Here is a 3,377-nt window from a genome sequence, read left to right as displayed (position 1 = left end):
GCCACGGGCTTGGGCATGTAGTCCACGGCGCCGGCCCGCAGCGCCGCCATGGCCATCGCGGCGCCGCGCTGCGTCAGCGAGGAGGCGACGATGACGCTCGGCCGCGGCTCGCAGCGCAGGAGATGGGGCAGGGCGGTCATCCCGTCCATCACGGGCATCTCCAGGTCGAGCAGCACCACTTCCGGCCGCTCGGCGACAGGCAGGGCGGCGAAGGCGGCGAGAGCGGCGCGCCCGTCGCCCGCCCGGGCGACGATGCGCAGGCCAGGGTCCGCCTCCAGGATGCGGCCGAAGGCGGCGCGGATGGTCAGGCTGTCGTCGCACAGCATGACCCGCACGGGCGCAGGGGTCATGCCGCTCCGCCGCCAGGGGCGAAGCCCATCACCGCCAGCTTGTCCGCCAGGATCGCCTCGTCAAAGGGCTTCATGATGTATTCCCGCGCCCCGGCCTCCAGCGCCTCCATGATCCGGGGCAGGGCGGCCTCCGTGGTGCAGAACATCACCGGCGGGCAGGCCTCGCCGAAGTCCCGCCGCAGCGCATGCAGGCATTCTAGGCCGTCCATCACCGGCATGTTGCGGTCGAGCAGGATCAGGTCGGGCCGCCCCGCCCGGCAGGCGCGCAGGGCCTCCGCCCCGTCCGCCGCCTCGCGCACCATGAAGCCGAGACGCTCCAGCATCCCCCGGGCGACACGGCGCACCACGCGGCTGTCATCCACCACCAGGCAATCGGGCATGTCCCGCCTCCTCATCCGATCGCGAGAAGGCGATCGACGTCCAGCAGGATCAGGAGCTGCCCCTCCTCGCCCGCCATGCCGCGGAAGACGCCCCGCGAGGTTTCCCGCCAGACCGGCTCCAGCGTCGGCGGATTGGGCGCCGCCTCGCCGATGGTCAGCGGCACGACATCGCCGACGCCGTCCACCAGCAGCGCGTAGAGCTCGCTGCCTTGTTCCACGACGACAGCCATGGGACAGGGCGCCCCGGCGGGGCGGGCCGGCAGGCACAGCCGCCGCCGCAGGTCCATCGCCGTGACGATGCGGCCGCGCAGGTTCAGGCTGCCGGCGATCTCGGGCGGCGCCAGCGGGATCGGGGTCGTGGCCTGCGGCAGCAGCACATCCCGCACGCGCTGGACCGGCACGCAGCAGAGCTGCCCGCCCACGGTCAGCGTCAGGAAGACCTCCATGTCCCGGGATGGCATGTCCCGAGATGGCATGTCCCGGGATGGCATGTCCCGGGGGGACCCTTCCCGGGCAGGGCCCAAACGGACCGCCTCGGTCGTGCTCATGGCCGTCTCCTCACTTCATCGCCATGGCGGGCATCTGCGTCGGCGTGCCGAGGCACTGCCGCAGGGAGGCCAGCAGCCCTTCCCGGTCGAGCTTGCCGACATAGTCGGTGAAGCCCGCCTCGCGCGCCTGACGGATCGCCTCGGGCGTGGTGCGGGAACTGAGCGCGATCATCGGCAGGCCGGACCAGGCGCCACCCTGGCGCAGCGTGCGGGCCAGCTCGATGCCGCCCAGCTCCGGCATCTCGATATCGGAAACGATGGCGTCGAAGCCTTCCTCCGTCTCGCGCAGCCGCAGCGCCTCCGCCCCGTTCGCCACCGCCGTGACCTGGTAGCCGGCGGCGGACAGCATGGGAGCCACGACGCCGCGGAAGAAGGCGCTGTCCTCGACCAGCAGGAGGCGCGTCCGGGCGGTGCCGGCCTCGAACCACCCTTCCCCGCTCTGCTCCAGCCACCAGGCGCAGTCCAGCACCTCCGTGGCACGGCCGGCGATCACCGCCGTGCCGAGATAGCCGGGGCAGGTCGAGGCCTGCTCGATCCGCAGGCCGTCCTCGACGACATCCAGGATGCTGTCCACCATCAGCCCCATGGCGCGGTCGCGCTCGGTGAAGACCAGCACCGCCTGGCGCGTCCCGGCCAGGCCCGGCGCCCATCCCGGCGAGAGCGGCACGAGGGGCATCAGCCTGCCGCGATACTGCGTCATCCAGCGGCCGCCCGAGAACTCGATGCGCTCCACCGGGATGTCCTCCAGCCGCGACACCAGAGCCAGCGGTACCGTCTTGGGCGTGGCGTCGCCGGCGGTGAAGAGCAGCAGGGCCGAGGCCGCGCTGGCGGCGCACGCCACGGCGGGCTTGCGCTCCGCCTCCAGCCCGCGGTCGCTGCCGATGCCGGCGGCGCGCGCGATGCCGGCGGGATCGGCGATCATGATGACGGTGCCGTCGCCCAGGATGGTGTTGCCGCTGAACACGGTGAGGTGCCGCAGGATCGGCGCCACAGGCTTCACCACGATCTCCTCGGCATCGAAGATCCGGTCCACGACGATGCCGAAGAGGTCGCTGCCGACCTGCGTCACCACGACGAAGCCGCCTTCCTCGCCCGCCCCGCCATCCAGCCGCAGCAGGCCGGACAGGGAGACCAGAGGCAGCAGCCGGTCGCGCAGCCGCAGCACGGCGGAGTCCTTGATGCGCTCGATCCGGGCGCCGCTGCCGCCCACGCGCACCAGCTCCAGCACGCCGATCTGCGGGATGGCGAAGCGCTCGCTCCCCGCCTGGACCACCAGCGCGGAGACGATGGCGAGCGTCAGCGGGATCTTCACCACGAAGGTGCTGCCCTTGCCCTCGCGCGAATGCACCTCGACCGTGCCGCCGATGCGCTCGATATTGGTCTTCACCACATCCATGCCGACGCCGCGGCCGGAAACGGCGGTGACGGCGGCGGCGGTGGAGAAACCGGGATGGAAGATCAGCCGCTGCACGTCGCGCTCGCCCATGGCGGCGAGCTCCGCCTCCGTCGCCAGGCCCTGCGACAGCGCCTTGGCGCGGATGCGATCCAGCGGCAGGCCACGTCCATCGTCGCCCACCTCCATGATGATGTGCCCGCCCTCATGATAGGCGTTGAGCAGGATGCGCCCGGTCTCCGGCTTGCCGGCGGCGCGGCGCTGCCCGGCATCCTCCAGCCCGTGGTCGGCGCTGTTGCGGACCATGTGCGTCAGCGGATCGCGGATCATCTCCAGCACCTGCCGGTCGAGTTCCGTCTCGGCGCCGCGCATCTCCAGCTCGATGCGCTTGCCGAGCTCGTGCGACAGGTCGCGCACCAGGCGCGGCAGCTTCTGCCAGGCATTGCCGATGGGCTGCATGCGCGTCTTCATCACTCCTTCCTGCAGGTCGGAGGTGATGTGGGAGAGGCGCTGCAGGGGCACCGACAGGGTGGCGTCGTCGCATCCGCGCACGCTTTGCAGGAGCTGGTTGCGGGTGAGCACCAGCTCGCTCACCAGCACCATCAGCTCCTCCAGCACCTCCACCGAGACGCGGATGGTCTGCTGCGCCGCCACGGGGGCGGCCTCCGGCTGTCTCTTGATCACATCTACGCACAGCTCCACCGTA

The 3,377-nt window shown here is 71.7% G+C and carries 4 protein-coding genes; all 4 read right to left on the bottom strand.

The features are described 5' to 3' along the window. Positions 1-350 (bottom strand): response regulator (locus tag ROTAS13_RS21505; protein ID WP_253187734.1); only part of this gene is annotated, 350 nt, incomplete at its 3' end. Continuing rightward, on the bottom strand, positions 347-730 hold the full coding sequence (locus tag ROTAS13_RS21500; RefSeq protein ID WP_019461196.1) for a PleD family two-component system response regulator: 384 nt from the start codon (positions 728-730) through the stop codon (positions 347-349). The genes ROTAS13_RS21505 and ROTAS13_RS21500, both read right to left, overlap by 4 nt. 11 nt (positions 731-741) lie before the next feature. After that, positions 742-1,191: a chemotaxis protein CheW gene (locus ROTAS13_RS21495; protein WP_226946115.1), complete on the bottom strand. Its 450-nt coding sequence runs from the start codon at positions 1,189-1,191 to the stop codon at positions 742-744. A 97-nt stretch (positions 1,192-1,288) separates the two neighbouring features. Then, the gene (locus ROTAS13_RS21490; protein ID WP_253187735.1) at positions 1,289-3,373 is read right to left on the bottom strand and encodes a chemotaxis protein CheW; all 2,085 of its coding nucleotides are present in this window, start codon (positions 3,371-3,373) and stop codon (positions 1,289-1,291) included. Positions 3,374-3,377 lie beyond the last annotated feature (4 nt).

The organism is Roseomonas sp. TAS13 (assembly GCF_001950415.1).
GTDB classification, from domain to species: Bacteria; Pseudomonadota; Alphaproteobacteria; order Acetobacterales; family Acetobacteraceae; genus Roseomonas; species Roseomonas mucosa.
Note: the sequence above shows the minus strand (reverse complement) of the source record. Positions and strands in the feature narration are given on the sequence as shown.